Origin of the sequence: Bifidobacterium sp. UBA6881 (genome assembly GCA_002451435.1) — a bacterium.
Classification (GTDB): domain Bacteria; phylum Actinomycetota; class Actinomycetes; order Actinomycetales; family Bifidobacteriaceae; genus Bifidobacterium.
This window is the reverse complement of record DKCF01000032.1, coordinates 27945-34816: the sequence shown is the minus strand read 5'-3', so window position 1 is coordinate 34816 and position 6872 is coordinate 27945. Positions and strand designations below refer to the sequence as shown.

Below are 6872 nucleotides of genomic sequence, written 5' to 3'. Positions count from 1 at the left end.
GGTATGTTTCGGCGCGTGTTAACGACGTTCGTAACATGCGCATGGAACGATGGGGCACTATGGATAAACAGCAAGAATTTGCTTTGCGCACAGTCGAGGAACGAGACGTGCGCTTCATTCGTCTGTGGTTCACGGATGTGTTGGGAACACTGAAGTCCGTGGCCATCGCACCGGCGGAACTGGAAGCGGCGTTCGAGGAAGGGCTCGGATTCGACGGTTCCGCGGTGGAGGGCCTCACCCGTGTCTCCGAAGACGATATGATCGTCAAACCCGATCCCTCCACCTTCCAGATTCTGCCGTGGCGAGGTGGTCCGCAGGGAACGGCCCGCATGTTCTGCGACGTGCTGACCCCCGATGGCGAGCCGTCCCTGGGTGATCCGCGCCATGTGCTCAAGCAGGCCCTGGCGAAGGCCAAGGAAAAGGGCTTCACCTTCTATGTGCATCCGGAAATCGAGTTCTACCTGTTCGAAAAGCAGGACGACTGGTCCCAGACGCCGACGCCGATCGACGAAGGCGGCTATTTCGACCACGTTCCGCGCAGCCCAGGCATGGACTTCCGCCGTGCCACCGTCAATATGCTGGAACAGATGGGCATCTCGGTGGAGTATTCGCACCATGAGGCGGGTCCGGGCCAGAATGAAATCGACCTGCGGTACGCCGATGCGTTGACCACGGCCGACAACATCATGACCTTCCGTACCGTTGTCAAGGAGATCTCGCTGGAGCGCGGCATCCACGCCAGCTTCATGCCGAAGCCCCTTGCCGACGCTCCGGGATCGGGCATGCACACCCATCTGAGCCTGTTCGAGGGCGATGCCAACGCGTTCTATGAGGCAGGCCAGGAGTTCAACATGTCCGTCACCGCACGCCAATTCGCGGCGGGCATCCTGTACCATGCGGCGGAGATCTGCGCGGTCACCGACCAGTATGTCAACTCCTACAAGCGTCTGTGGGGCGGCAATGAGGCGCCGAGTTACATCTGCTGGGGCCACAACAACCGTTCCGCCCTGCTGCGCATTCCGCAGTACAAGCCGGGCAAGGGCAACTCCGCGCGCATGGAGTTCCGCGCGCTCGATCCGGTGGCCAATCCGTATCTCGCGTACTCCGTGCTGCTGGCGGCGGGCCTTGACGGCATCGACAAGCAGATGCAGCTGGGCGAGCCGACCAGCGATGACGTGTGGGAACTCACCGACGCGGAGCGCCAGGCCATGGGCATCCAGCCGCTGCCGGAATCCTTGGACGAGGCGTTGAAGATCATGGAGAAGTCCGATTTCGTCGCCGGCGTGCTCGGTGAACACGCGTTCGAGTACTTCCTGCGCAACAAGCGTCAGGAATGGGACGAATACCGCAGGCAGGTCACGCCGTTCGAACTGAAGAAGTATCTGCCGAAGCTGTGACATCCATCCGCGGCCGATGACGGGGACCCGGTGGAGTGGGAATCGCATCCACTCCACCGGGCCCTTTCCATATTCGCCGGTGCCTTGGCGCGATCGTTCGGCGATCATCGTGCCAAACAATCGCCCCGGCAAAAATCAACCGCGCGGATTGCCGAACATCGAATCATAGATGATCGAGAAATTCCGGTTGCCGTATGCCGAACACGCGTCCCCTTCGCCGGACCCCGCCGCCAAAGCGGCCTCGTTCGGCTGGTACGGCGTGTAGATGTACAGCAGCGCGGTCGCCTTGTTCTCGATGTACACATTGCTGCCGCCGCAGCTCGAATTCGGGTTGTACCGCACGTAGTTGAGCCTGCCGGCATGGTAGCCGTACTGATCCTCATGGTGCGCGTAGTACTGGTACCGCTTCGCGGCGCCGTACATCTGCCGGAAGAACCCGGCGTATTGCGGGCTGCAATCCGCGTCGTCGGGGCAGTTCAGCCCCATCGCGGATTTGAATTGGAAATCGCTCGAATCGGTGGCCGTCAGCAGGTTCTGCTCCTTCTGCAATACGGTGAGCAGCACCTTCTGGCTGATGCCGCACGCCTTTCCCGCTTTGTAGATGATCGCCGCGGCGGTTTCCTTGCCGCCGCCGTCATATGCCTGGCAATACTCGTTCGCCGGCTGCGATTGCGTGTCGAAGGTCATGGTCTTCAGACATTTCGCGCCGCTGCACCGCGCGCCCTGCTGGTCGAGAATGGCCTGCACCTGCTGCTCGCTCATCGCATTGCCGTTGAAGAACAGTCCATCGTCGATGATGTTGCCCGGATTGAAGTCGTATTGCGATTGCAGTTGGTTCTGCGCCATGCGGGCCATGCCGATTTCCACACGCCAGCTGACGAAACAGGTCAGGCCGACGATCAACGCGACCGCGGCGACCACAGCGGGCACGATTTTCGCGACGATGGCCGCGCGTTGCCTGAAACCGGCCTTGCGCCACTGCCGACGAAGATTTCCCGGCTTCAGATTCCTGAGACTGATTGATTTGCGATTGTGTGCCTTGCGTGCCATCGTGCGTCATTGTATCGCGCGAGGCATATTGTTTTTCTTGGCTTTTCAATCGATTACGACAGTCACACATTAGGGAATCATGAAGAAAGAGCGTTTTTTCAATCTGCCGGTGGTCGTTCTGATCGCATCGAGCTTCATGCTCGGCATGAGCGAGTTCATCGTGGTCGGCGTCCTGCCCGACATTGCGTCCAGCCTCAAGGTGTCGGAGGTCACGGTCGGCAATCTGGTTTCGCTGTTCGCCATCGTCTATGCGCCCGTGACGCCGCTCGGATCGGCGCTGTCCGCGAGGTTTCCCCGTTTCGTGACGCATCTGGTCCTGATCGGCGTCTTCCTCGTCGGCAACATCCTCTGCGCGTTCGCGCCGAATTATCCGGTGCTGATGGTCGCGCGAATCCTGATCGCCTTGGTCTCCGGAACATTGGTGGCGATCGCCATGACCTATGCCCCGGATGTGACGATCGACCGATACCGCACGAAGTTCATCGCATGGGTGTTTTCGGGATTCTCCATCGCGTCCGTGATCGGTGTGCCGGTCGGCACCTGGGTGGCGAACACGTTCGGATGGCGCTGGTCGTTCCATCTGATCAACGTGCTGACGGTCGTGCTCATCATCGGCATGGTCGTGGCGTTGCCCCGCAACAGCCATATCGTGAAAGTCGGCTTTCTGCCGCAGTTCCGCCTGTTCTTCGACCGTCGCATCCAGCTTGGCGTGTTCGCCGTGGTGTTCGGCGCCGCCTCGAGCTACGTGTTCTACACGTACTTGACGCCGATCATGCGCGATGAGATACATATCCCGGAACGGTATGTCAGCGTCGGTCTGGTGGTGTTCGGCGCGGCATGTCTGTGGAGCAACCTGCGCAGCGGCAAGCTCGCCGACCGGGGGCGGGGCGTCGAACCGCTCGCCCGCATCCGGCCGATCTATCTCGCGCACGCTGCGTGCATGGCGTCGTTGGTCGTCGCGCATTGGATACCCGCGTACGGTGCCGTGATATTGGTGGTGCTTGGCCTGTTCATGTATCTGCAGAATTCGTCGTCCCAAGTGCTGTACATGGATGTCGCGGCGCAGTCGCATCCAGGGTCGATGAATCTGGCGGCGTCGTTGAATTCGATGTCGTTCAACATCGGCATCGCCTTGGGCTCCGCGGTCGGCGGCATCGTGAACAACGCCGCCGGATTGATGTGGCTTGGGCCGGTCGGCGCGCTGTTCCTGTTGTGCGCGGTGGCCACGACCACGTTGCTGCGCCCGTTCGTCGCACGGGACCGTGACTACTATCGGTCCATTTCCCGTAACGGCAGATAACGCAATGGCAGATAACGGTATGGGATGGATCATGGACGATTCATCCCATACCCGGTCATAGACGTGCGAAACACCGTGCCGCGGTCCGGCCCATGCACGTCGGAAGGTCAGCCGAGCGCCTTTTTGATGCGCTGCAGGCTGATCGGTTTCGGCGTGCCCAGCTCTTGGGCCCACAGGGACACGTAGAATTCCTCCAGCATCCAGCGTACGGCGACGGCCTTCTTCATGAGCTCCTCATGACGTGGTCCCGCGGGCTCGCGTTCCGCCTTCGCCAGCGCCTTGTCGGCGAGCTGCCTGGCCTCGTCGGCCTCCCATGCCCATCGCACATCACGGTTCTTGTCGTTTTTCGCCTTGTTCAGACGCAGGAGGTCGGCATGCAGGTAACGCTCGATCGAAGCGAGCGATTCCGGCGGAGCCTTGCCGATGAATCCGGGGAACACCAGCGTGGCGATATGCTCGCGAATCGACTGCAGGACGCTGAGCAATGGCAGGTCGGCCTTGCCCGACACGGCCTTGTCGACTTCCGCGTAGCGTTTCAGAATGGCGATCACATCGCGGGCCACCGCATAGACGGTGTCTTCGAACACCTCGCGCACATCGAGCACGGCGTTGGCCAACGCCTCGTCGTCGGGCAGCTGGTCGACGTTCGGCAGCAGACGTTTGACCGCCGCCAGCTGCAGATCCTCGGTGAGTTCCTTGGTCGATTTGTATGGCGCGGATGCGAGCATCAGCGCCTCCGTGCCCAACCATCGCGACGACACGCGTTCGCTGGGCATACGCAACGCGTCCAACGCGCCGCGCCACAACATGGTGGAACGCGCCTCGGTCGTGGCGCCGGCTTTGTGCAGCAGATTCGCCTTTTCGACGAGCTTGCCCTTGCTTCCCGCGTTCTCCGCCTGCTTCCTGACCATCTGGCGCGCCGAGGCCTCGGCCTGCTGCGCGAACCTGCGTTGCAGCTCGATCAGTGATTTGCCCGTGCCCAGCGTTTTGACCGGTCCCCGCGCATGCTGGCGGCCATGCTGGTTCTTGCGCGGCGGCAACTGCTGCTCCACCGCGAAGGTCATGCGTAGATACGGCGCGAGTTTGTCCCACAATTCGCCGGTGAGCACCTCGGGATGGATTTGGGCGTCGACGATGCTGATGGCCGCCTGCGTGAACACATGGGGGAGGTCCGGCCATGCCGCCACGCCGTCGTCGTTCGCCGGTGCGAGATTCGGCTTCCCTATCGTGCCCGATCCCGGCAGGTCGGGATACCTGTCGTCGATCCAGACGCGGATTTTGCGCGCGGTGTCCGGAGCCGGCACGAACTGCACGCGCAGCGCCTTCGGCAACGATTTGATCATGCCGACGATCAGCTCGTTCAACAATCCGGGCACGTTCCAGCTGAACTGTTCGGGCGTCAGACGGGACAGCACCTTCAGGGGAACATGCACGGTCACGCCGTCCTTGGGATCGTGCGGATCGTAGATGTAGCTCAGCCGCAGGTCGATGGGGGAGCCATCGGTGCCGAGCGTATGCCAATGGTCGGGGTAGTCGTCCAACGACACCGAATCGGCATCGGCGAGACGCTCCACGGCGTTGGGGTCGAAATCCAGCAGATCCGGCTGCTCGGCGTGCTTCGTCTTCCACCATTTCGCCAAATCGGCCACGCAGGTGACGGTGTTGGGAATGACCGCGTTGTAGAAGTCGAACAGGTCCTCGTCGCCGACGGTCTGCGCCACCTGCCTGGTGCGGCTCGCGTCGTCGGCGGCGTCCTCCAGAATGTCGCGGTTCCTGGCGATGAACTCGTCATAGGAGAACCGCTGCTGGATGTCGCCCTCCACCAGTCCCTGCCGAATGAGGAAGTCACGCGCCTCCATCGGATTGATGCGGCCCCATTGCACGGTACGGTCCTGCACGATCGGCAGACCGTACAGCAGCACCTTCGCGCTCGCCACGGCCGAACCGCGGGAGCCGGACCAATGCGGATCCGCATAGGTGGTGCGGGTGAGCGAACCGGCAAGCGGCTCCGCCCACGCGGGGTCGATCTGCGCGGAGTAACGCGCCCACAGGCGGCTCGTTTCCACCAATTCGGTGCTCATCACCCATTGCGGGGTCGCTTTGGCCACCGCGGAGGCGGGGAACAGCGCGAAATGCGTGCCGCGCGCGCCCTGGTAGTCGTTCTTCGCCATCTTCTGCGCGCGTTTCATGGCCCGCGCGCGTGCCGCTCCCTTGAGCCCGGAGAAATCGGATGCCTTCGGCTCGCGCACGACCTGCATGCCCATCATCGAGAGCAGGCCGGCCAGCATCGAGGTGTGGATGCCCTGCGCGTCCCACGAGCAGCACATCGAATGCGCGGCCTGCTGGTTCAACGGCAGCTGGCGGATCTCCAACGCCGGACGGGACACCGGAATCGGATCGCCCAGCTTGAATTTGAACTCCCGGCACATCTCGCGCAGCTGCGACACCAGATCCTTCCATTGGCGCATGCGCAGCCAACTGAGATACTCGGTCTTGCAGATGCGACGCAGGGCGGAGTTGCTGGGTTCGCCATCGGCCTGGAACACACGGTCCCACAGATTCAGCGCGGTCAGGAAATCGCTGGTCGGATCGGCATACCGGTTATGGATGCGGTCGGCTTCCTCGCGATTCTCCTCCGGACGCTCGCGCGGATCCTGCAGGCTGAGGAACGCGACCACCACCAGTACGGCCGCCAGCGTGTTCGGCGTCGTGGACTTCGCGGCCTCGATGACCATCCGTCCCAATCGCACGTCGATCGGAATGCGCGCCAGCATGCGGCCGGTGCGCGTCAGCACGACCTCGCCGTGTTTGCGCGCCACGGCCTTCAATTCGGTCAGTTCGTTGAAACCATCGGAAACCGCCTTCATGTCAGGCGGATCGATGAAACCGAAATTCGTCACATCCTGCGCGGTGCGCGCCACGCCCACCGACAGCATGTGCAGCACCACCGCGCCCAGCGAGGTGCGCAGGATCTCCGGCTCGGTGAATTCCGGACGCGTCTCGAAATCCTCACGCGAATACAGACGGATCGCGATGCCGTCCGCGATACGGCCGCATCGGCCGGAACGCTGGTTCGCACTTGCCTGGCTGATCGGTTCGATGGGCAGACGCTGCACCTTCGCGGT

The 6872-nt window shown here is 62.3% G+C and carries 4 protein-coding genes; 2 read left to right on the top strand and 2 right to left on the bottom strand.

Annotated features, from left to right (window positions below):
- Window positions 1-59: 59 nt before the first annotated feature.
- On the top strand, window positions 60-1397 hold the full coding sequence (gene glnA / locus B3C64_RS02630; RefSeq protein ID WP_291533531.1) for a type I glutamate--ammonia ligase: 1338 nt from the start codon (window positions 60-62) through the stop codon (window positions 1395-1397).
- 135 nt (window positions 1398-1532) lie between these two features.
- Here the strand turns inward: glnA and B3C64_RS02625 are convergent, their stop codons facing one another.
- On the bottom strand, window positions 1533-2447 hold the full coding sequence (locus B3C64_RS02625; protein WP_291533530.1) for a hemagglutinin: 915 nt from the start codon (window positions 2445-2447) through the stop codon (window positions 1533-1535).
- Between the two features lie 79 nt (window positions 2448-2526).
- Here B3C64_RS02625 and B3C64_RS02620 point away from each other — a divergent pair, with 79 nt between their 5' ends.
- Window positions 2527-3747, top strand: a complete 1221-nt coding sequence (locus B3C64_RS02620; RefSeq protein WP_291533528.1) for an MFS transporter — start codon at window positions 2527-2529, stop codon at window positions 3745-3747.
- Between the two features lie 107 nt (window positions 3748-3854).
- Here the strand turns inward: B3C64_RS02620 and B3C64_RS02615 are convergent.
- Window positions 3855-6872: DUF3418 domain-containing protein (locus B3C64_RS02615; RefSeq protein WP_291533526.1), on the bottom strand; the 3018-nt coding region annotated here is incomplete at its 5' end.

Bases quoted from the DNA above. Each gene is read 5' to 3' on its own strand.
- glnA (WP_291533531.1), top strand. From the start codon at position 60: ATGGATAAACAGCAAGAATTTGCTTTGCGCACAGTCGAGGAACGAGAC.
- B3C64_RS02625 (WP_291533530.1), bottom strand. From the start codon at position 2,447: ATGGCACGCAAGGCACACAATCGCAAATCAATCAGTCTCAGGAATCTG.
- B3C64_RS02620 (WP_291533528.1), top strand. From the start codon at position 2,527: ATGAAGAAAGAGCGTTTTTTCAATCTGCCGGTGGTCGTTCTGATCGCA.